Origin of the sequence: Solirubrobacter deserti, assembly GCF_027587175.1 — a bacterium.
GTDB lineage: Bacteria > Actinomycetota > Thermoleophilia > Solirubrobacterales > Solirubrobacteraceae > Solirubrobacter > Solirubrobacter deserti.
On sequence record NZ_JAPCID010000012.1, the window covers coordinates 1 to 21,224 of the forward strand.

A 21,224-nucleotide genomic window follows, 5' to 3' on the forward strand; every position below is an offset into this window, starting at 1 on the left:
CGGCGGGCGGCGAGGTCGCCGCGGCCGGCGGGCAGCTCGCGGCGCGCGACGGCGCGGCCGTCTCCGTGCGCGACTTGCGCGGCGGGTACGTGCGCGGCACGGACGTGCTCGGCGGCGCGGAGTTCTCCGTCGCGCCCGGCGAGATCGTCGCGGTGCTCGGCCCCAACGGCGGCGGCAAGACGACGTTGTTCCGCGCGCTGCTGGGCGAGCTGCCGTTCCGGTCGGGCGAAGTGCACCTCGACGGGCGGCCCGCGTACGTGCCGCAGACCGAGCGGGCGCGGCTCGACTTCCCCGTCAGCGCGCACGACGTCGCGCTGATGGGCGCGTACGGCCGGACGCCGTGGTTCAAGCGCGTCTCCAAGGCCGATCGTGCTGCCGCGGAGGCCGCGCTGGAGCGCGTCGGGCTCGGCGACCGCGTGCACGCGCGGTTCGGGACGCTCTCGGGCGGCCAGCGCCAGCGCGTCCTGATCGCCCGTGCGCTCGTGCAGGACGCGCGCGTGCTGCTGCTCGACGAGCCGCTGTCGGGCGTCGACCGGCCGAGCGCCGTCCAGATCGAGCGCGTCTTCGCCGAGCTCCAGGCCGAGGGCCGCACGCTGCTGGTCGCCACGCACGACGTCGCGCAGGCGCGCGCGTGGAGCCGCGTGCTGTGCCTGCACGCCGGCCAGGTCGCGTTCGGCTCGCCCGACACATGCCTGAGCACCGAGGTCCTGGCGCGCACCTACGGCGACGAGCTCGTGATCCTCGACGGCTCCGGCCAGGCCGTCACCGTCTCGCACCATCACCACCACTGATGGGGGCCCGCGAGATCGGCGCAGGCGGGGCGGGCGCGGTCCGAGTACGACCACGACGGGCGCGGGGTGCCACGGCGATGGCGCCCCCGTCAGCGTGGCGGCTCCAGGCCGCGGACGCGCGACCCCCCTCCGCGCGAAACATCCCCCTCCTCGGGCGAAGCCCGGTTTCGCGCGAGGGGGGTCGCGCGGCCGCGGCCCACCACGGGGCCGGCCTCACCGCGGCCCACCACGGGGCCGGCCTCACCGCGGCCCACCACCGGGCCGGCCTCATCACGGCCCACCACGGGGCCGGTCCGATCCGCCGGGACTCCAACTGCTGATGTTCTCGTCCGGCATCATGCAGCGCGCCTTCGTGGAGACGATCGTGCTCGGGCTCGCGTGCGGGCCGCTCGGCGTCTGGATCCTGCTGCTGCGGCGCTCGTACGCGGCGGAGTCGCTCAGCCACGCGATGCTGCCGGGCCTCGTGATCGCCGCGCTCGCGGGGTTGCCGCTGATCTTCGGGGCGGCGGCCGGGGTGCTCGTCGCCGCGATCCTGATCGCGGCCGTCCGCGGGGACGTCGGCGTGGCCGTCGTGGTGAGCGGGCTGTTCGGGCTCGGTGGCATCCTCGCGCTCTCGCCGGAGACGCCGCCGCGGCTCGGAGAGCTGCTGTTCGGGGACCTGCTGGGCGTCACCACCGGCGACCTGCTCGTGGCGGTCGCGCTCACCGTGGGCGTCTTGGTCGCGCTCGCGCTCGCCTATCGCAGCCTGGCGGTCGCCGGCTTCGAGCAGCGCGGCGGCCGCGCGGACCTGGCGCTGCTCGCGATCCTCGGCGTGACGACCGTCGCCGCCGTCCAGGGCCTCGGGAACCTGCTGCTGGTCGCGCTGATCCTCGCGCCCGCGGCGGCCGCGCTCAACCTCGCGCAGCGGCTGCCGAGCATCCTCACGCTGGCGGCGGTACTCGCGGTGGTGTCCGGGGTAGCCGGACTCGTCATCAGCTACCAACTCGAGCTGGCGGCCGGGGCGAGCATCGCTCTGTGCGCCACAGCACTCTCGGGTGTGGCGCTATTGAAGCCGAAGTTAGCCACACCATAATCGGACTGTGCAGACCGCCTCGCCCGCCGCGCCGCTGACGCCGCTGCAGACCGCGCGCCGGCGCGGGCGCGTGAAGGGCGTCCTGGCCCTGTTCGGACCGGCGTTCGTCGCGGCCGTCGCGTACATCGATCCGGGCAACTTCGCCACGAACATCTCCGGCGGCGCGCAGTTCGGCTACCTGCTCGTCTGGGTGATCGTCGGGGCGAACCTGATGGCGATGCTCGTGCAGTACCTCTCCGCCAAGACGGGCATCGCGACGGGGAGGAGCCTGCCGGAGCTGTGCCGCGAGCACTTCCGCAGGCCCGTGACCTTCGGGCTGTGGCTGCAGGCCGAGGCGATCGCGATCGCCACCGACCTCGCCGAGTTCGTCGGCGCGGCGATCGCGCTCAACCTGCTGTTCGGCGTGCCGCCGTTCGCCGCGGGGCTGATGACCGCGGTCGTCGCGTTCGCGATCCTCGAGCTGCAGTCGCGCGGCTACCGCCGGTTCGAGCTCGCGATCGCGGGCTTTCTGATGATCGTGTTCTTCGGCTTCATGTACGACCTGAGCCAGGTCGGCGTGGACCCCGGCGACTTCGCCCAAGGGCTCATCCCGAGCTTCGACGGCACGGACTCCGTGCTGCTCGCCGTCGGCATCCTCGGCGCGACCGTGATGCCGCACGTCGTGTACCTGCACTCGGCGCTCACGTCCAACCGGATCGCGCCGAAGACCACCGAGGAGCGCCGGGAGCTCCTGAAGTTCCAGCGCCTCGACGTGATCGTCGCGCTCGGCCTGGCCGGGATCATCAACCTGACGATGCTGGTCGTCGCCGCGCAGCTGTTCCACGACAGCGGCAACACCACGGTCGAGTCGATCGAGGACGCGCACGCCGGCTTCGACACGCTGCTCGGCGGTGGCGCGGCGCTCGCGTTCGCCGTCGCGCTGCTCGCCTCCGGCCTGAGCAGCTCCAGCGTCGGCACCTTCGCCGGCCAGGTCGTGATGCAGGGCTTCATCAACCGCCGCATCAACCTCTTCCTGCGCCGCGCGATCACGATGGCGCCGAGCCTGATCGTGCTCGCGATCGGCGTGGACCCGTCGACGACGCTCGTGATCTCTCAGGTCGTGCTGTCGTTCGGCATCCCGTTCGCGCTGATCCCCATGGTCCTGTTGACCCGCCGTCGCGACATCATGGGCGCGCTCGTCAACCGCCGGCAGACGACCGCCATCGCCGGACTTGTCGCAACATTGATCGTTGCGCTCAACGCTTTCCTCGTGTATCAAACCTTCTTCGGCTAGTCAGTCGTTCAAAAGGGGAGAGGGAAGTTGCGTTGGACGCTGCGATTTGCGTGTCTGTTGTTCGTAATGGTGTTCGCGGGTGCCGAGGCGGCGCACGCGCAAAAGGTGCTCGTGTTCTCGAAGACCGCGGGCTTCCGGCACGACTCCATCCCGCAGGGGATCGCCGCGATCCAGGCCATCGGCCAGGCCAACAACTTCGCGGTCGACGCGACCGAGGACGCGACGAAGTTCACCACCGCGAACCTCGACCAGTACGACGCGGTCGTCTGGCTGTCGACCACCGGTGACGTGCTCAACGACGCCCAGCAGGCGGCGTTCGAGAGCTACATCCGCGCGGGCGGCGGCTACGTCGGCGTCCACGCCGCGGCCGACACCGAGTACTCGTGGCCCTGGTACGGCGAGCTGGTCGGCGCGTACTTCAACAGCCACCCGAACAACCAGGACGCGAAGGTCGACGTGATCGACCGCGCGCACCCCTCGACGAGCCACCTGCCCGCCGCCTGGACGCGCTACGACGAGTGGTACAACTACCGCGAGTCGCCGTCCAGCAAGGTCCACGTCCTGGCCAAGCTCGACGAGACGTCCTACAACGCCGGCAACGGCGCGATGGGCGCCGACCACCCGATCGCGTGGTGCCGCAGCTTCGAAGGCGGCCGCTCCTGGTACACCGGCGGCGGGCACACGCAGGAGTCCTACTCGGAGGCCAACTTCCGCCAGCACCTCGCCGGCGGCATCCGCTGGGCCGCGGGCTACGTGAGCGGCGACTGCTCGGTGCCCGAGCCCGAGCCGTGCACCGCGACCTCGGACGAGTTCGAGGGCACAGCCCTCGGCTGCCAGTGGTCGATCGTGCGCTCGACCAACCAGCACACCGTCTCCGGCGGCGTCCTGAAGGTCCCGACCGCGCCGGGCGACCTCTACGGCGGGGGCGGCGACGCGCCGAACCTGATCCTCCAGAAGGCCCCGAGCGGCGCCTGGGAGGCGACCACCAAGGTCACCATCAACGCGCAGGCCGGCAGCCAGCAGGCGGGCCTGATCCTCTACCAGAACGACGACAACTACATCAAGGCCGTGCTGCTCGCCCGCAGCTCGAGCGAGAAGTTCATGGAGATCGTCCAGGAGATCAACGGCTCGCCGCGCTACGACGCCAGCCAGGACCGCCTGAACATCCCGTCGGACTGGCCGACCACGTTCTACGTCCGCTTCACGCATCAGAACGGCACCATCACGGCGGCCGCCTCGCGTGACGGCAGCACCTGGCAGCAGATCGGGCGCACGGCGACCTCGTCGTCGTTCACCTCCCCGCGCATCGGCCTGACCGCCGTCACCAACGACGGCAACCAGCGCACCGACGCGAGCTTCGACTTCTTCCGCATCACCGGCGGCGGGACGGGCGGCCCGGACACGACGCCGCCCAGCGTCACCTCCTCCGTCGACGGCATCCCGACCGCGGCCGGCGCGTACCTGAACCGCGCCAAGGTCACGGTCAGCGCGACCGACTTCGACTCGGGCGTGGAGAAGATCGAGTGGTCGCACGGCGACGGTGCCTGGCAGACCTACACCGGGCCGATCGAGGTCGCGCAGACTGGACAGGTCCGGTTCCGCGCGACCGACAAGGCGGGCAACACGTCCGACTTCAGCACGGTCGACGTGCAGGTCGCAGCCGCACCGACGTGCTCGCCGGTCACCCCCGAGCCCGGCTTCCAGGCGCTCTACGACGGGACGATCCAGAGCCTGAAGGACTGGACGATGGCCGGCCCGGGCGGCTTCCAGCCGCGTACGGGTGACTGCGTGATCGACGCCTGGGGCGGCATGGGCCTGCTGTGGTACTCCAAGCAGCAGCTCGTCGCCCCGTACACGATCCGTGCCGAGTGGCGCATCTACGGCGACGACGACAACTCGGGCGTGTTCATCGGCTTCCCGGACCCGATGGACGACCCGTGGAAGCCGGTCAGCCAGGGCTACGAGATCCAGATCGACCCGACCGACGGCGACCCGACGCGCCGCACCGCCTCGATCTACTCCTTCCAGGCCGCCAATGCGGGCCAGCTCGCGCTCGCGCTCAAGCCGCACGGCCAGTGGAACGTGATGGAGGTCGAGGTCACCGATCAGCTGATCGTCGTCCGGATCAACGGGGTGGAGGTCAACCGCTACACCTCTCCGCACCCGGAGCGTGACCCGAGCGCCGGCTTCTTCGGCATCCAGAACGACGGTGCGGGCGCGGACGTCAGCTACCGCAGCGTGCAGGTCAAGGGCGGGGGGCTCCCGACCCCGACGCCGACCCCGACGCCCGAGCCCGGGGACAGCACCTCGGTCGACACCGACGTCGTCGCCAGCGTGGTGCCGCGGGCGCTGGGGCTGTCGTTCGTCGGCGGCCCCGTGGATCTCGGCACGTTCGTGCCGGGCGTGGAGAAGGAGTACTCGGTGAACGCCACGCTGAAGGTGCTCTCCACGCTGCAGGGCACGGCGAAGCTCAGCGTGACCTCCGGGCGCATGTCCAACGCGGAGTTCGAGCTGCCCGAGCCGCTGCGCGTCGAGCCGGCCAAGACGTCCTGGACCGGCCCGGTGGCCAACGAGGACGTCGCCGTCGCGTTCAAGCAGCTGATCAAGCGCACGGACCGGATCCTGGAGGGCACCTACTCCGAGACGGTCACGTTCACGCTGTCGGCCGGCACCCCGTAGGCGGACCGTCGCGCTCCCCGGCGAACCTCGCCGGGGAGCGCATAGGTTCTCCCACCCATTGACGGCGCGCTCCGTTTCGTGGACCATGCCGCGCGGATGGACTCGAAGGCGCGGAGGGAGCGGAACCGGCGGAGGCTGCCGCCCAAGAGCCCGTGGGTGGTGTGGACGCAACGGGTCGCGGGCGTGCTGGCGACGGTGGCGCTGTTCGGCGTCGGCGTCGCGGTCTTCAACCTCGTGCGGCCCGACGACGGCGCGGCGGTGGTCGCGTCCGAGACGGCGGCCACGCCCACCGCGACGCCGAAGCAGTCCTCCAAGAAGAAGTCCAAGAAGGCCAAGCCGCTGACGGCGCGCGAGAAGCAGGCCCGTGCGGACGCCGTCGACGACGTGCGCATGCAGGGCGACACGACCGTGCGCGAGGCCGACTACGACCCGCGTGCGCGGCTGCGCGTGCTGATCGGCCGCCCGGTCGGCGACTCGACCGGCGGCTACCGCGCGTACTTCTTCACCAAGGACGGCTTCGTCGGCAAGGACTCGGACTTCCGCAGCACCGAGCTCGAGGTCGCCAAGCAGGGCAAGGCGACGGTCACGCTGCGTTACGGCGTCTACAAGGACGGCGACCGCGCGGGCGAGCCCACCGGCACCAAGCGCGTGCGCTTCCGCCTCGACGGCACGGCGCTCACCGCGCTGGACGTCGTCCCCTCCGCGGACGAACGCTTCCAGCGCTCCTCCGGTTAGTCTCTCCCTACGGAGAGACCGAGGAGGGCCGTGATGGAGCTGTCGTACGCATCCGGAACGTCGACCACGCCGCTGCTGGGCGACACGATCGGCGACAACCTCGACCGCACGATCGCGCGCTTCGGCGACCGCGAGGCGCTCGTCTCCGTCCACCAGGATCTGCGGTACACGTACGCGCAGTTCGGCGAGACCGTCGACCGCTGCGCACGGGCGCTCATCGCGGCAGGGATCGAGGCGGGCGACCGCGTCGGCATCTGGAGCCCGAACTGCGCCGAGTGGGCGCTCGTCCAGTACGCGACCGCCAAGGCCGGGATCATCCTGGTCAACATCAACCCGGCCTACCGGACGTCCGAGCTGGCGTACGTGCTCAACCAGTCCGGCGTGCGGATGCTGGTCGCGGCGACGTCGTTCAAGACCAGCGACTACGTGAAGATGGTCGACGACGTCCGCGCGGACTGCCAGAAGCTCGAGCAGGTCGTGTTCATCGGGCGCGACTGGGAGGAGTTCATCGCGCGCGCCGAGCGGGTGAGCGCGGACGAGCTGCGGCAGCGGCAGGCCGCGACCCAGTTCGACGACCCGATCAACATCCAATACACGAGCGGCACGACCGGCTTCCCGAAGGGCGCGACGCTCAGCCACCACAACATCCTCAACAACGGCTTCTTCGTCGGCGAGGGCTGCCGCTACACCGAACAGGACCGGGTCTGCATCCCGGTGCCCTACTACCACTGCTTCGGCATGGTGATGGGCAACCTCGCGTGCACCTCGCACGGCGCGTGCATGGTCATCCCGGCGCCGGCGTTCGACCCGATCGCGACGCTTCAGGCCGTCCAGGACGAGCGCTGCACGTCGCTGTACGGCGTCCCGACGATGTTCATCGCCGAGCTCGAGCACCCGGAGTTCGGCGAGTACGACCTCACCAGCCTGCGCACCGGGATCATGGCCGGCTCGCCCTGCCCGATCGAGACGATGAAGCGCTGTGTCGAGCAGATGCACATGGAGGAGGTGACCATCTGCTACGGCATGACCGAGACCTCGCCGGTGTCCACGCAGACCGGCGCCGACGACCCGCTGGAGAAGCGTGTCGCGACCGTGGGCCGCGTCCATCCGCACGTCGAGGTCAAGATCGTCTCGCCGGAGAGCGGGGCCGTGGTCGCGCGCGGTGAGCCGGGCGAGCTGTGCACGCGCGCCTACTCCGTGATGCTGGGCTACTGGGATGAGCCGGAGAAGACCGCCGACGCGATCGACCGGGCGCGCTGGATGCACACGGGCGACCTGGCGCAGATGGACGACGAGGGCTACATCAAGATCGTCGGGCGCATCAAGGACATGGTCATCCGCGGCGGCGAGAACGTCTACCCGCGCGAGATCGAGGAGTTCCTGATGGGGCATCCGGACATCGCGGACGTCCAGGTCATCGGGGTGCCGGACCCGCGCTACGGCGAGGAGCTGATGGCCTACGTGCGCCTCCGCGGCGGCGCTGCGCTCGACCGCGAAGCGGTGGCCGAGTTCTGCCAGGGCAAGATCGCCCACTACAAGGTGCCGCGTTATGTTCAGGTGGTGGATGAGTTCCCGATGACCGTGACCGGCAAGATCCAGAAGTACAAGCTGCGCGAGGCGGCGATCGAGTCGCTGGGGCTCGCGGAAGTGGAGACGGCGTAGCGCGTGTGCGGCCGATACACGCTCTCGACCGTCGACGGTCCTGAGATCGCGCAGCGCTTCAGCCTGATCGACCCGCCGTCCGAGGAGACGCTCGGGCGCTTCAACGTGTGCCCGACCGAGACGGTCGCGGCCGTTCTGCAGCCGGGCCAGGCCAGCGCGGTCGCGTGGGGCCTGCGGCCGTTCCGCAACCAGAACTACGCGCCGATCAACGTGCGCTCGGAGACCGCCGCCTCCCGCTTCAAGCGGCTGATGGACGGCGGCCGCTGCCTCGTGCTCGCCGACGGCTGGTACGAGTGGCTCAAGGCGGAGAAGAAGGGCCAGCCGCGCCTGCCGTTCCGCTACACGGTCGACGAAGGGTCGCTGTTCGCGTTCGCCGGCGTCTACGACGGCACGGGCGTCGCGATCCTCACCACCGAGGCGAACGAGATCTGTGCGCCCGTGCACGACCGGATGCCGGTGATCCTCGACGGGCCCGAGGCCGAGGCGATGTGGCTGTCGGACAGCGTCGAGATCCCCGAGGCCGAAGGGCTGCTGATCCCGTTCCCGAGTGAGCGCGTGTCCGTAGCACCCGCCAATCCGGCCGTCAATAGGGCGGGAGTAGAAGGCCCGGAGCTGCTGACGCCGCCGGACGAGCCGGTGGCGCCCCCGTCGGACACGCTGTTCTGAAAAGGTCCGCGGGTGGACGTCGGTTTCCTCGCTCTGGCGGTGGGCTCGCTGCTCGCCGCGGGTATCGCCGCCTCGCTGCTCGCGGGCCGGTTGCGCCTGCCCGGCCTGGTGCTGGTGCTCGTGCTGGGCATGGTCATCGGCACCGACGGCCTGACGCTGATCGACTTCCAGGACTACGAGGTCGCGCAGTCGGCCGCCGTGCTCGCGCTCGCGCTGATCCTGTACGAGGGCGGCCTGTCCTCGGGCTGGGCGGAGATCAAGCCCGTCGTCGGCCCCTCGATCATGCTGGCGACGCTCGGGACGCTGCTCACCGCCGGGCTCACCGCGGTCGCGGCGCTGTGGCTGTTCGACGAGCTCACCGGGCTGGAGGCGTTCGTGCTCGGCTCGACCGTCGCGGCGACCGACGCCGCGGCCGTGTTCGCGGTCCTGCGCGGATCCACGCTGCGACGCAGGCTCGCGCGGACGCTGGAGGGTGAGTCCGGCGTCAACGACCCGATCGCGATCCTGCTCGTGATCGGCGGCATCGAGGCCATCAACCACGCGGACTTCGGGCTCGTCGACGCGCTGTGGCTGGCCGCGAGCGAGCTGGCGATCGGCGCGGCGGTCGGGCTCGCGGTCGGCGCGCTCGGGGTGATCGTCCTGCGCCAGGTGACGCTGCCGTCCGCCGGCCTGTACCCCGTCGCGTCCATCGCGTTCGCGGCGATCGCCTACGGCGGCGCGCAGACCGCGCACGGCACGGGGTTCCTCGCGGTCTTCCTGGCCGGCCTCGTGATCGGCTCGGCGTCCTCGCCCGCCCGGCGCACGGTCATCACGTTCCACGAAGGGCTTGCGTGGGTCGCGCAGCTCGCGTTGTTCCTGCTGCTCGGCCTGCTCGTGAACCCGGCCGAGCTGATCGAGTTCATCCCGGAGGGCGCGGCGATCGCCATCGTGACCGCGGTGATCGCGCGGCCGCTCGCCGCGCTGCTCGTGGCCTACGGGTTCACGCTGCCGGAGCGGTTGATCCTCGGCTGGGCGGGCCTGCGCGGCGCGACCCCGATCGTGTTCGCCACCTTCCCCGTGACCGAGGGCCTCCCGCACGGCGAGACGATCTTCAAGGTCGCGTTCTTCGTCGTGCTGCTCTCGACCGTCCTGCAGGGGTTGACGATCGAGCCCGTCGCGCGCTGGCTGGGCGTGACCTCCGACGAGGCGGCGCTGCCCGTGCCGCTGGTCGAGCCGGTGATCCTCAACCGCCTGGGCGCGGAGACGATGCAGTTCCCGGTGCGTCACGGTGACGCCATCGAGGGCCGTCTGGTGCGCGATCTGGGCCTCCCGCGCGAGGCGCTGCTGAACGTGATCGTGCGCGGCGACCGCGCGATCCCGCCCCGCGGCTCGACCGCGATCCAAGAAGGCGACCAGCTGCACGTGCTGGTCCGCCAGGAGGTCGCGATGGACTTCCGCGACCTGATGCGCCGCTGGCGCACCGGCCCGGTCGGCCCGCCCGAGCGCCCGCGCCGGCAGCCGCGCTCGCGTCCGTCGGTCACGACGATCCGCCCGTGGGCGGAGGCCGACGGCGACCCGCAGCGCCCGAAGACGCTCGCCGGCCAGCCCGTCGTCGAGCAGCTGCGCACGCGCCGGGATGAGCCGGGCGCGCTGGTCGCGCTCGAGGACGGGCGCTACGGCGTTTCCGGGCCGCTGCTCGCGATCGGCCCGTCCGGCGAGCTGCAGGCGTTCGCGCGCCGCCGGCTGGCCAACGCCAAGTCGCCCGCGGAGCGCGCGTGGTGGCAGGAAGTGGTCGGCGCGCTCGCTCGCTGACACGTCCGCTGAATCTTCGTCAGGATCTGTCGAATAGACATGGCATGAAGCTGTCGCTCCGTGCGAAGCTGCTCGGCCTCGCCGGTCTGCTGCTCGCCCTCATGACCGTGGTCGGCGTCGTGTCGATCATCAACCTGTCCTCCGTCGGTGAGAAGGGCGGGTCGATGTACGCCGACCGGGTCGTGCCGATCCGCGACATCGCGCAGGCACGCGCGCTGCTCGGCGACATCGACAGCCAGGTGCTGCGCTCGTTCGGCACGACCGCCGACGACGACGAGCTGGCGCGCACCGCCGCCGCGGACGTCGCCGGCATCGACGCCCTCGTCAAGGCCTATGAGGCGACGTTCCTCGTCGAAGCGGAGAAGGAAGGGCTCGAGCGGTTCCACAGCCGCTGGGACGCCTATCAGAAGGTCCTCCCGCAACTCGAAGCGCTCGGCCGGGCCGAGCGCGACGCCGAGGCGTCCGCGCTCTACCTCGACCAGGCCGCGCCCCTGTACGCCGAGGTCGACAAGGAGCTCGCCGGGCTGGTGACCGTCAACGACGCCGTGGCCAAGGAGCTCAACGCGCAGATCAACGCCACGGGCCGGACGGGCCGGATCGTCACGCTCACGCTGCTCGTGGCCGCGTTTGCGCTGGGCCTCGGCGTGGCGCTGCTGGTCGCGCGCGGCATCGTGCGCGGCGTCACGCAGATGCTCAACGCCGCCGAGGGCATCGCCCGCGGCGACGTCGATCAGCACATCGACGTCCGCTCCCGGGACGAGATCGGCGCCATGGCCACCGCGTTCGGGCGCATGCTCGAGTACCTGCGTTCGATGGCGGGCGCCGCCGACCGGATCGCCGACGGCGACCTCAGCGCCGACGTCACCCCCGCGTCCGAGCGCGACGCGCTGGGCACGGCCTTCGCGCGCATGATCGGCACGCTCCGCAACGCCGTCGGCCGCATGGCGGCCGGCGCGGGCACCGTCTCGGCCGCGTCCCAGGAGATGGCCGCCACCTCCGAGGAAGCCGGCCGCGCCGTGGGCGAGATCGCCTCCGCCGTCACCGAGGTCGCACACGGCTCCGAGCGTCAGGTGCGGATGGTCGAGTCCACGCGCGCCGCCGTCCAGCAGGCCGCGGAAGCCGCCGCGGAGACCACGGTCGCCGCCGACGCCACCGCCATGGCCGCCGAGGCCGCCGGTCGGACCGCCCGCGAGGGCGTCGACGCCGCCACGCGCGCCACGGACGCCATCCAGCGTGTCGCGGATTCCTCCCAGCAGGTCGCCACCGCGATCGAGGACCTCGCCGACCGCTCCGAGCGCATCGGCGGCATCGTCACGACGATCACCGGCCTGGCCGAGCAGACGAACCTGCTCGCGCTCAACGCCGCGATCGAGGCCGCCCGCGCCGGCGAGCAGGGCAAGGGCTTCGCCGTTGTGGCCGAGGAGGTCCGCAAGCTCGCCGAGGAGTCGCAGTCCGCGGCGGGCGAGATCTCGACCCTGATCGGCGAGATCCAGGCGCGGACGGGCGAGGTCGTGGCCGTGGTCAGCGACAGCGCGGAGCGCACGCGCGACGGCGTGTCGACCGTGGAGACCGCCCGGGACGCGTTCGCGCGCATCGACGCCGACGTGGACGACATGCGCAGCAAGGTGGCCGAGATCGCCTCGGCCGTCGGCCGCATCTCCTCCGAGGCCGAGCGCGCCGAGGCCGACATCACCGAAGTCGCCGCCGTGGCCGAGGAGTCCTCGGCGTCCGCGGAGCAGGTCAGCGCCTCTACGCAGCAGACCAGCGCCAGCGCGCAGGAGATCGCGGCGTCGGCCGCGACCCTGGCGGGCACGGCGCAGGAGCTCGACGAGATCGTGCGCGGCTTCCGCCTGACGGCCTAGGTGAGGTCCAGGACCTTCGCGCCGTTGACGTAGACGACGCGGGTGTCGCCGATCCGGGTGAGGATCTCGCCCGGGTGGGGGTGGACGTGGCCGTGGAGCAGGTACTTCGGGTGGTACTTGTCCACCCAGGCGCGCAGGCCCTCGTAGCCGATGTGGGCGGGATCGTCGGGGTCGTCGTTGACACCGCGCGGGGGGCAATGGCAGCACAGCACGTCGGCGGCGGGGAGCTTGCGGACGAGCTTCTTGGCCTGCTTCTGGGTGTAGGACGGGCCGACGCGGCCGTGCCCGCTGCGCTTGTAGGAGACGCAGCCCTCGAAGCCGGCGAACGTGAGCGCGCCGAGATCGAGCTGGTTGAGGTGCAGGTTGTCGATCCCGAAGTAGGTCATGTACGGCTCGTCGTCGTGGTTGCCGTACACGCCGAGCTTGGGCTGGCAGCACTTGTCCAGCGACTCGAGCCAGCTGGGCTGGAGGTCGCCGAGGGTGACGATCGCGTCCACGTCGTAGTTGGCCGCGAGCTTGGCGACGTCGGCGTGGAACGGGCGATCGGCCAGTGCCAGGACCCGCATGCTCTCGACGGTAGCTCACAATGGGCGGATGGACCCCTACGAGGTGCTCGGCGTGCGCCCCGGCTCCGCGGAAGCCGAGGTGGTCGCTGCATACCGCGAGCAGGCCAAGCGCTACCACCCCGACACGGCGGGCGCCGAGGGGGCGCAGCGGATGGCCGAGATCAACGCCGCGTACGACCTGTGGCGCGCGGCCGAGCAGCAGACGCTGTCGGGGCTGGCGGAAGAGATGGCGCGCACCCGCGCCACATCCGCCTCGCCCAAGCGCCCCGGGCACTGGCTCGCCCCCGCGCTGCGCGCCGCGCTCGGCCGTGAGCTGCTCACGCACCTGGTGCCCGACGAGGACGTCCGGCTCGTCACGCCGACCTCCACCTGGGCGTCCCCGCGCGCGATCCTCGCCGTCACCGACCGGCGGCTGCTGTGGCTGCTCGACGACGCGCCCGTCGCGCGCGTGCACAGCCTGACGTTCCGCAACGTCGCCCAGATCTCCCACCAGGTCCGCCGCAAGCGCGCACGGCTGACCATCCGCACGCTCGCCGGCCGCCGTCACGTGTTCCACGATCTTCGCCCGCATACTGCGGCGACGATCGAACGCCACGTGCTCGCCTAGGTACCGTGGACGGGTGCGTCTCGCCGATCCCGTGCACAACGTCGAGCTCCGCCAGAACCCGCAGGGTCAGGACGGCGTCGTGTTCTCGTTTCCGTACCGGGCGGACATCGTCGACGCGGTGCGGTCGATCCCGGGACGGCGCTTCGACTGGCAGGCGAAGGAGTGGTGGGCGCCGCAGGCGGAGGCGACCGCGCCGTACGTGCAGGGCGTGCTGGAGCGCTTCCCCGAGCTGGAGGTCCAACCGGCCGTCAGCGAGTGGCTGGCGCGCGCCGTCAAGGGCTGGGTCGGGCGCGTCACGACCGCGCGCCGCGACGGCAAGGGCTGGTTCGTCCTGGACGGGATCGCGGGCGACCTGACCGAGGAGCTGGAGGCGGCCGCCGACGCCCGCGGCGACCGGCGCTGGCTGCCGTTCACGCAGGCGGTCGCGGAGGCGCTGCTCGAGCTGCCGGGCGCGCGGCTGGACCAGCGGGCGCTGCGCTGCGCGTCGAACCTGCAGGTCGGGCTCGACCCGGCGCCCGCGACCCTGATGCTGGTCGAGAGCTACGGCGAGTCGCGGTTCAAGCTGGAGGTCAACTGGGACCCGGACACGGTCGGCGCGTTCAACGAGCTGCCCGCGGCCGAGGCGCACGGCCGCACGCTGCCGATCGACCCGTACCTGCTGGAGCCGCTGGAGCACTTCATCCGCGTCTACAGCATCGACGTCGGCGCCAACGCGCGCGAGGCGCTCGACCGGCTGCGCAAAGAGCACGACGCCGCCATCGACGACGTCCGTCGCTCACGCGCCGCGGAAGCCGACGCGCTCGACTGCGAACCCCGCCTGGGCGGCGAGCTGCGGCCGTTCCAGCGCGCGGGCGTGCGCTACGCGCTGCAGTCGCGGCGGCTGTTCATCGCCGACGAGCAGGGCCTGGGCAAGACGGTCGAGGCGCTGGCGACGCTCGAGGAGGACGACGCGTACCCGGCCGTGATCATCTGCCCGGCCTCGCTGAAGCTCAACTGGCAGCGCGAGGCCGCGCACTGGCTGCCGCATCGCACGGTGCACGTCGTCTCGGGCACGGGCAAGACGATCCCCAGGGCCGAGATCACGGTGCTCAACTACGAGATCGTGCACGCGCACCGCGAGCGCCTGCACATCAGCCGCCCGAAGGCGCTGATCCTCGACGAGTCCCACTACGTCAAGAACCCGGCCGCCAAGCGCACCCGCGCGGTGCGCAAGCTCGCGGAGGGGTTGCCGGAGAACGCGCTGCGGCTGTGCCTGACCGGCACGCCGGTGATGAACCACCCCGACGAGCTGATCGCGCAGCTGCGGATCCTCGGCCGGCTGGAGGAGTTCGGGTCCGGCGCGCGCTTCAAGCGGCGCTTCCAGGGCGCGGGCGCCGAGGAGCGCATCCACTGGCACCTGCGCCGCACATGCTTCGTGCGCCGCCTCAAGAAGGACGTGCTCCCGCAGCTGCCCGAGAAGCGCCAGGTGGTGGTGCCGGTCGCGCTCGAGAACGAGAAGGAGTACCGGCTGGCCGAGCGCGACGTGATCGCGTGGCTGCAGGAGCAGCCGATCGAGCTCGGCGAGCTGGAGGCGAAGGTCCAGGCGACGCTGCGCGCCGAGCGCCTCGCGCAGCTCAACACGCTGCGCCAGCTCGCCGGCCGGGGGAAGCTCGGGGCGGCGCTGGCGTGGATCGACGACTTCCTCGAGTCCGAGGAGCCCCTCGTCGTCTTCGCCTCCCACCGCGAGCTGCAGGAGCGCGTGATCGCGCGCTTCCCGGACGCGCTGCACGTGATCGGCCAGGACAGCGCCGAGCAGCGCGAAGCCGCCGTGCGGGCGTTCCAGGAGCCCGACGGGCCGCAGCTGATCGTGTGCTCGACGCGCGTCGCCGGGCAGGGCATCACGCTCACCCGCGCGTCCAACGTCGCGTTCCTGGATCTCGAGTGGTCGCCGGCCATGCACGACCAGGCCGAGGACCGCACGCACCGCATCGGCCAGCGCGACGCCGTCACGGCGTGGTACCTGCTCGCCGCCGAGACGATCGACGAGCAGATGTCCGAGGTGCTCGCGCGCAAGCGCGGGATCGTCGGCGCCGTCACCGACGGCCGGGCGGACGAGTCCGAGGCCGTGCTGCAGTCCGTCGTCCGGGCGCTGCGCGGCAAGCCGCTGCGGCGGTTGCGCGCCGTCGCCTAGAACGCGCTGCGGGTTGACGGCGCTGCCGCGTCCGTGCTATTTAACCGTTTGGCTAATTAACCGAATCGTCAAATGCCGACCGACCAACTCAGCCTCACGTTCTCCGCCCTCGCCGACCCGACGCGCCGCGCGATCCTCACCCGGCTCGCCGAGGGCGAGGCCACCGTGGGCGAGCTCGCCGCGCCCCTGCCGATCACGCTTCCGGCGGTCTCGCGCCACCTGAAGGTGCTCGAGCGCGCCGGCCTGATCGTCCGCGGCCGGGACGCCCAGTGGCGGCCCACCCGCATGCAGGCCGAGCCGCTCGACGAGGCGGTGGCGTGGATGCAGGCGCGGCGGCGAACGTGGGAGGGTCGGATGGACCGGCTGGACGCACACCTGCGCAGCAAGGGAGACCGAGATGACCGTGACCGCTGACTCGTTCGTCATCACCCGCGTGTTCGAGGCGCCGCGCGCGGAGGTCTTCCGCGCCTGGACCGAGCCGGAGGAGATCGCCGCGTGGTACGGGCCCGAGCACTTCGACACGCCCGCCGAGAAGATCCGCGTCGACCTGCGCGTCGGCGGCCGCTACGAGCTGACGATGATCCAGCGCAGCTCCGGCGACGAGTTCCCGGCGAGCTACGAGATCATCGAGCTCGTCGAGCCCGAGCTGCTCGTCCTGCGCTCGGACCCGATGCCGCAGTTCGGCATGCCCGAGCCGACGGTCACGCGCCTCGAGCTGCACGAGGAGGGCCCCGGCCGCACGCGGATGACGCTCACGGACGGGCCGTACCCCACAAACGCCGGGCACGCCGAAGCGGGGTGGAAGTCGGCGTTCGAGAAGCTCGCCCGGGCACTGTCAGCCCGAGCGTGAACGCGATGCCGACGAGCACGACGCCGGCGCCGAGCAGCTCGCTCGCGCTCGGCGTCTCGCTCAGCAGCAGCCAGGCGGAGGCGATGCCGAACACGGGCACCAGCAGCGTGAACGGCGCGACCGTCGAGGCCGGGTGCTGGCGCAGCAGCCACACCCAGGCCCCGAACCCGCCCACGGTCGACAGCACCACGACGTAGGCGAGGGCGAGCAGGCCCGACGTATCGAGCGCGACCACCTCGCCGCGCTCGAAGATCGCCGAGAGCGAGAACAGTGGGAGCGGCGGGACCAGGCTCGACCACACGAGCAGCCCGAGCGGGTTGGGGGAGGTGGCCCGGCGCGCGGCGACGTTGCCGACGCCCCACGAGCACGCGCCGCCGATCGTCAGCAGCAGCGCGCCGAGCGGGATGTGCGAGCCGCGGCCCGCGGCGATGATCGCGATCCCGCCGAGCGCGATCGCGCCCCCGAGCAGCTGCGCGCGGCGCGGGCGCTCGCCCAGCAGCAGCACGGCGAAGCCGATCGTGAACGCGGCCTGCAACTGCAGCACGAGCGAGGCGAGCCCGGCGGGCATGCCCTCGTGCAGGCCGAGCGTGACGAACGCGTGCTGGCCGGCGGACATGAACAGCCCGACGGCGATCACCCACTTGACCGCCACGCCCGGGCGCGGCACGAACGGGATCAGCAGCGCGACGAGCGCGAAGCGCAGCCCGGTGAACAGCAGAGGAGGGAACGACTCCAGGCCGACGTGCAGGACGACGAAGTTCACGCCCCATGTCAGCGCGACGAGGACGGCGATGGCGACATGGCGGCGGGGCATGCGCCAACGGTGACGAGCGCGACCGGGAAGAGCGATTGGACTTTCTGAATGGAACCCGTAAGATCGCCTTGATGGTCGATCTGCGCAAGCTCCGCACCCTGCGCGCCGTCGCCGACCATGGCACGCTGGCCGCGGCCGCCGACGCCCTGCATCTCACCTCCAGCGCCGTCTCGCAGCAGCTGTCCGGCCTCGAGCGCGAGATCGGGCAGCCGCTGCTGGAGCCGAACGGGCGCTCCGTGCGGTTGACGGGCGCGGCGCAGGTGCTGCTGGGCCACGCCGACACGCTGTTCGCGCAGCTGGAGCGGATGGAGGGCGAGCTCGCGGCGCAGGACCACACGCCGCGCGGGGAGGTGCGCGTGAGCGGGTTCCCGACGTCGCTCGCGGGCCTGCTGGCACCCGCCGCGCGGACCCTGCGCGAGCGCGCTCCCGAGCTCAAGCTGCGCGTGCTCGAGGCCGAGACGGACGAGTCGGTCGCGCTGCTCTCCACCCGCGCGGTGGACGTGATCCTGTCGATGGAATGCCGCGCGGCGCCACGCCGGGACGACCCGCGCTACCACCGCGAGGAGCTGCTCGGCGACATCCTGGACGCCGTGCTGCCGGTCGATCACGAGCTGGCGGGCCGTTCCTCGATCGACCTCGCCGAGCTGCGGGACGCCGAGTGGGTCGCGCCGCCGGTCGGCTGGTCGTGCGACGAGGTATTCATGGCCGGCTGCCAGCGCGCGGGCTACACGCCGCGGATCGCGCACCGCTCCGGCGACTGGCAGGCCGTGATGGGGCTCGTCGCCGCCGACCTCGGGGTGTCGCTGGTGCCGCGGCTCGCCCACAGTGTCACGCCGCCGGGTGTCACCATCGTTCCCTTGACCGGAGATCCGCCCAAGCGCCACGTGTTCGCCGCCTGCCGCGGCGGCGCGCAGTCCAATCCCGCCGTCCGTGCCGTGCTCGACGCGGTCGTGGAAGTGGCCGCCGCATGAGCTTCGTGGTGTTCGACCTCGACGGCGTGCTCGTCGACTCCGAGCAGGTCTGGGACCAGTCCCGCAAGGACGTCGTGAGCCAGCACGGCGGCACCTGGACCGACTCGGCCACCACCGACATGCTGGGCATGAGCTCGAAGGAGTGGCCCGTCTACCTGATCGAGCAGCTCGGCGTGCCGCTCACCGTCGACGAGATCAACGAGGCCGTCGTGGCCGCGATGCTGCGCGAGTACGGCGAGCACCTGCCGCTGCTGCCGGGGGCGCGCGAGGCGGTGGAGCGGATGGCCGGGGCGTTCACGCTCGGGCTCGCCTCCTCCTCCAACCGCCCGATCATCGACCTCGTGCTGCGCGAGATGGGCGTGACGGACCGCTTCGCCGCCACGGTCTCCTCCGAGGAGGTCGCGCGCGGCAAGCCGGCGCCGGACGTCTACCAGGAGGCGCTGCGGCGCCTCGGCGCCGGGACGGCGACCGCGATCGAGGACTCCGACGCCGGCATCCGCTCCGCGCATGCGGCCGGGTTGTACGTGATCGCGATCCCGAACCCGCATTTCCCGCCCTCCGACGAGGCGCTCGCGCTCGCCGACCTGCGCCTGCCGGACCTCGACGCGCTCACCACGGATGCCGTCCGCCGCTGACGCGCTGTTCGCCCGCGCCTACGCCGCCGACGGCGCCGGGCGCTTCGAGGACGCCGAGCCGCTCTACCGGGAGGCCGCCGCGGCCGGGCACGCGACCGCGGCGTACAACCTGGCGGAGCTGCTCACGCGCCTGCCCGGTCGCGCGGCGGACGCGGAAGCCGCCTGCCACGCCGCGGTCGCCGCGGGCGATCCCGACGGCTGGTGGTTGCTCGGCTGGCTGCTGGAGGATCTCGACGGCCGCGACGCCGACGCCGAGCACGCGTGGCGGGAGGCCGTCGCGGCGGGCTCGCGCGGCGCCCGCACGGCGCTCGGCCGCTTCCTGGCCGCACGACGCCGGCTCGACGAGGCCGGCGAGGAGCTCGAGCGGGCGCTCGAGGACGACGTCGACGCGCTGTACGGGCTCGGCGCCGTGCGCGAGCAGCAGGGACGCGAGGGTGAGGCCGAGCTTCTGTACCGGCGCGCGATCAACGCCGGCAACACGGACGCGGTCGGGGCGCTCGGTGAGCTGCTCGCCGGCCAGCGGCGGGTGCAGGAGGCCGAAGGGCGGCTGCGGGCCGCCGTCGAGGCCGGGGAGGCGCAGCACCTGCTGACGCTGTACGGCGTGCTGGTCGGCGCGGGTCGCGCCGACGAGATCGAAGGCCTCGGCGGCGACTCCATGGAGGCGCGGGTGCTGATCGCGACGCACCTGATGGACCGGGCGGGTCGCGAGGAGGACGCGGAGGCCGCGCTGCGGGCGCTGATCGACGACGGGCACGGCTTCCATCGTCACCTCGGCGACCTGCTCGCTCGCCAACCCGGCCGCGAGGACGACGCGGAAGCCGCGTACCGCGCCGCGCTCGCGGACGGTGCCCGCCACACCGAGCGCCGGCTCGGGCGCCTGCTGGCGCGGATCCCGGGCCGTGAGGCGGACGCCGAGGTTGCGCTGCGCGCCGCGCTCGCCGAGTACGAGCACGGCGACGTGGAGCCGTTTGCGACCGACCACGTCCGGCTGGGCTCCGAGCGCGGGGGCGAGCTCGCCCGCAGCGACATGCTCGCCCGCGTCTGGCGCCAGCTCGGGGAGCTGCTCGCGCGCCTGCCCGGCCGTGAGGCGGACGCGCAGGCGGCGTTCCGGGCGGCTGAGGGGCGCTAGGCGGCCGCGAACGCGTCGTCGCGCGTCGCGTGGAGGCTGAAGCGCGAAGCGGTGCCGGTGATCTCCAGGAGGCGCCGCACGGGGCCTTCGGGCGCGACGACGTGCAGGCGCTTGCCGGAGGCCTCCAGCGACTGGGCGGCGCGGAGGATCGTGCCGAGCGCGCTGGAGTCGATGAAGTCGACGCCGACGAGGTCGAGGACCACGGCATCCTGCGGGCCGGCGGCGGCCATGGCGAAGATCGCGCTCATCTCAGAGGTGGCGGCGAGATCGAGCTCGCCGCCGGCGACGATCAGGTGGCTGCCGTCGACGGGGTCGTGGTCGAGGGTGAACATGGTTCGCAACCTATCTCAGCTTCGGTCCTGCATGCTCCGGAAGAGGCCCGGCATGCGTCGGATCATGGTCGGAATGTCACGTCGTGAACGGTGAAGGGCTTCGCGCAGGGCGGTGGCCGCGTCCGGGCCGTGGATCGGCGGGCCGTGGCCGACGAGCAGGTGGTCGGGCAGGAACGTCCTGAGATTGCCGGGCGGGAACGCGCGGCGGAACATGTGCACGCCGGCCGGGCCGGGCCCGACCGCGTAGTGCGTCGCGGTGCCGATCGACTCGGCGACCACGAGGCCCTTGGGCCCGGGCCACCACAGCGCGCGCTCCTTCCAGATCAGCTGGTCGAGCGCGATGACCGTGAACGGGGCGTCCGGGACGTGGTCGGGCAGCTTGTGGAACGGGGCGCCGAGGCGCTGCGCGAGGGCGGCGCCGTCCCGCCCGTGGGCGACGAACAGCTGCAGCACGCCGGCGATCTCGCCGAGCGCGGCAGCGCGCGTGAGCGCCTCCTCGTCCTCGAACGGGTCCACGAGCCAGACGCGGCCGTCGTGGGCGAGGGCGTGCGCGGCGCGTTGCAGCGGGTCCTCGGCGACCCAGGTCAGCCCGAGCGGATGTTCTTCAAGCGGCACCGTG

The 21,224-nt window shown here is 72.2% G+C and carries 20 protein-coding genes and 1 pseudogene; 17 read left to right on the plus strand and 4 right to left on the minus strand.

The genetic code is table 11. From position 1 onward, the window contains the following. From OJ962_RS10020 to OJ962_RS10060, 10 genes and pseudogenes are all read left to right on the plus strand, one after another. A partial coding sequence (locus OJ962_RS10020; RefSeq protein WP_322101332.1) for a metal ABC transporter ATP-binding protein occupies positions 1-791 on the plus strand: 791 nt, incomplete at its 5' end. A 337-nt stretch (positions 792-1,128) separates the two neighbouring features. Then, positions 1,129-1,863, plus strand: a complete 735-nt coding sequence (locus OJ962_RS10025; protein ID WP_202952738.1) for a metal ABC transporter permease — start codon at positions 1,129-1,131, stop codon at positions 1,861-1,863. 7 nt (positions 1,864-1,870) lie between these two features. Next, complete coding sequence (locus OJ962_RS10030) at positions 1,871-3,136, plus strand: Nramp family divalent metal transporter (RefSeq protein ID WP_270006317.1); 1,266 nt, start codon at positions 1,871-1,873, stop codon at positions 3,134-3,136. A gap of 66 nt (positions 3,137-3,202) precedes the next feature. Next, positions 3,203-3,907: pseudogene (locus tag OJ962_RS34375) on the plus strand (ThuA domain-containing protein); the annotation flags it as partial. Between the two features lie 75 nt (positions 3,908-3,982). Beyond that, positions 3,983-5,815, plus strand: a complete 1,833-nt coding sequence (locus OJ962_RS10035) for a family 16 glycoside hydrolase (protein WP_407697507.1) — start codon at positions 3,983-3,985, stop codon at positions 5,813-5,815. A gap of 156 nt (positions 5,816-5,971) precedes the next feature. Further along, positions 5,972-6,550: an LppP/LprE family lipoprotein gene (locus OJ962_RS10040; protein ID WP_270006318.1), complete on the plus strand. Its 579-nt coding sequence runs from the start codon at positions 5,972-5,974 to the stop codon at positions 6,548-6,550. Between the two features lie 33 nt (positions 6,551-6,583). Next, positions 6,584-8,212 carry an AMP-binding protein gene (locus OJ962_RS10045; protein ID WP_202952741.1) on the plus strand — a complete coding sequence of 543 codons (1,629 nt, stop codon included), beginning with the start codon at positions 6,584-6,586 and terminating at the stop codon, positions 8,210-8,212. A gap of 3 nt (positions 8,213-8,215) precedes the next feature. After that, on the plus strand, positions 8,216-8,878 hold the full coding sequence (locus OJ962_RS10050; RefSeq protein WP_202952742.1) for an SOS response-associated peptidase: 663 nt from the start codon (positions 8,216-8,218) through the stop codon (positions 8,876-8,878). A 12-nt stretch (positions 8,879-8,890) separates the two neighbouring features. Further along, on the plus strand, positions 8,891-10,669 hold the full coding sequence (locus tag OJ962_RS10055) for a potassium/proton antiporter (protein WP_202952743.1): 1,779 nt from the start codon (positions 8,891-8,893) through the stop codon (positions 10,667-10,669). 44 nt (positions 10,670-10,713) lie between these two features. Further along, positions 10,714-12,531 (plus strand): methyl-accepting chemotaxis protein, encoded by a 1,818-nt coding sequence (locus OJ962_RS10060; RefSeq protein WP_202952744.1) that lies wholly within the window; start codon positions 10,714-10,716, stop codon positions 12,529-12,531. Here OJ962_RS10060 and OJ962_RS10065 read toward each other — a convergent pair. After that, positions 12,528-13,097, minus strand: a complete 570-nt coding sequence (locus OJ962_RS10065) for a metallophosphoesterase family protein (protein ID WP_202952745.1) — start codon at positions 13,095-13,097, stop codon at positions 12,528-12,530. The two genes, OJ962_RS10060 and OJ962_RS10065, sit on opposite strands and share 4 nt — an antisense overlap. Before the next feature lie 28 nt (positions 13,098-13,125). On the opposite strand from OJ962_RS10065, the gene OJ962_RS10070 reads away from it, so the two are divergent. The 4 genes from OJ962_RS10070 to OJ962_RS10085 all read left to right on the plus strand — a co-directional run bounded on the left by OJ962_RS10070 (position 13,126) and on the right by OJ962_RS10085 (position 16,724). Beyond that, complete coding sequence (locus OJ962_RS10070) at positions 13,126-13,704, plus strand: J domain-containing protein (protein WP_202952746.1); 579 nt, start codon at positions 13,126-13,128, stop codon at positions 13,702-13,704. Between the two features lie 13 nt (positions 13,705-13,717). Further along, positions 13,718-15,874, plus strand: coding sequence for a DEAD/DEAH box helicase (locus OJ962_RS10075; protein ID WP_202952747.1), 2,157 nt, complete (start codon positions 13,718-13,720; stop codon positions 15,872-15,874). Positions 15,875-15,946: 72 nt separating this feature from the next. Next, on the plus strand, positions 15,947-16,288 hold the full coding sequence (locus OJ962_RS10080) for an ArsR/SmtB family transcription factor (protein ID WP_202952748.1): 342 nt from the start codon (positions 15,947-15,949) through the stop codon (positions 16,286-16,288). Beyond that, positions 16,272-16,724 carry an SRPBCC family protein gene (locus tag OJ962_RS10085; protein WP_202952749.1) on the plus strand — a complete coding sequence of 151 codons (453 nt, stop codon included), beginning with the start codon at positions 16,272-16,274 and terminating at the stop codon, positions 16,722-16,724. Before OJ962_RS10080 ends, OJ962_RS10085 begins: the two co-directional genes overlap by 17 nt. Here OJ962_RS10085 and OJ962_RS10090 read toward each other — a convergent pair. Beyond that, positions 16,627-17,538, minus strand: a complete 912-nt coding sequence (locus OJ962_RS10090; RefSeq protein WP_202952750.1) for an EamA family transporter — start codon at positions 17,536-17,538, stop codon at positions 16,627-16,629. The two genes, OJ962_RS10085 and OJ962_RS10090, sit on opposite strands and share 98 nt — an antisense overlap. Before the next feature lie 71 nt (positions 17,539-17,609). On the opposite strand from OJ962_RS10090, the gene OJ962_RS10095 reads away from it, so the two are divergent. From OJ962_RS10095 to OJ962_RS10105, 3 genes are read left to right on the plus strand one after another with little or no spacing between them, the layout of a single operon-like run. Continuing rightward, entirely contained in the window at positions 17,610-18,509 is a 900-nt protein-coding gene (locus OJ962_RS10095; RefSeq protein WP_202952751.1) for a LysR family transcriptional regulator, read from the plus strand. After that, positions 18,506-19,144, plus strand: coding sequence for an HAD family hydrolase (locus OJ962_RS10100; RefSeq protein WP_202952752.1), 639 nt, complete (start codon positions 18,506-18,508; stop codon positions 19,142-19,144). Before OJ962_RS10095 ends, OJ962_RS10100 begins: the two co-directional genes overlap by 4 nt. Continuing rightward, on the plus strand, positions 19,128-20,273 hold the full coding sequence (locus tag OJ962_RS10105) for a tetratricopeptide repeat protein (protein WP_202952753.1): 1,146 nt from the start codon (positions 19,128-19,130) through the stop codon (positions 20,271-20,273). Before OJ962_RS10100 ends, OJ962_RS10105 begins: the two co-directional genes overlap by 17 nt. Here the strand turns inward: OJ962_RS10105 and OJ962_RS10110 are convergent. Then, positions 20,270-20,605 (minus strand): STAS domain-containing protein, encoded by a 336-nt coding sequence (locus OJ962_RS10110; protein WP_202952754.1) that lies wholly within the window; start codon positions 20,603-20,605, stop codon positions 20,270-20,272. The genes OJ962_RS10105 and OJ962_RS10110 overlap by 4 nt on opposite strands. A gap of 15 nt (positions 20,606-20,620) precedes the next feature. Next, positions 20,621-21,220, minus strand: a complete 600-nt coding sequence (locus OJ962_RS10115) for a hypothetical protein (protein ID WP_270006319.1) — start codon at positions 21,218-21,220, stop codon at positions 20,621-20,623. Between the last annotated feature and the right edge of the window lie 4 nt (positions 21,221-21,224).